The sequence below is a fragment of the Vibrio sp. TMPB1044 genome, from assembly GCF_030442075.1.
Lineage (GTDB): Bacteria > Pseudomonadota > Gammaproteobacteria > Enterobacterales > Vibrionaceae > Vibrio > Vibrio satsumensis.
This window is the reverse complement of the sequence record NZ_JAUJED010000076.1, coordinates 1-320: the sequence shown is the minus strand read 5'-3', so window position 1 is coordinate 320 and position 320 is coordinate 1. Positions and strand designations below refer to the sequence as shown.

Below are 320 nucleotides of genomic sequence, written 5' to 3'. Positions count from 1 at the left end.
TGGCTACTTGATAATGTCCCGACAGACAAAAGGATGCTCAAGCAATGGCTGGAATGTGGCTATATAGACAAAGGGCTATTCTACAAAACGGCAGAGGGAACACCACAAGGCGGGATAATTTCACCCACCCTGATGTTGCTTACTCTTGTCGGACTAGAAAAGTTAATTAAATCTATCGCTCGCAAGACAGGCAGCAGAGTAAACTTTATAGGTTATGCTGATGACTTTGTTATCACGGGGTCTTCAAAGGAAGTCCTAGTGAATGACATTAAGCCGCAACTGATGGCTTTCTTACAAGAAAGAGGTTTAGCGCTTTCTGA

General features: G+C 43.4%; 1 protein-coding gene. It reads left to right on the top strand.

Annotated elements, in window-relative coordinates; translation table 11 throughout:
* Positions 1-320 (top strand): reverse transcriptase domain-containing protein (locus QQ041_RS24210; RefSeq protein ID WP_285955082.1); only part of this gene is annotated, 320 nt, incomplete at both ends.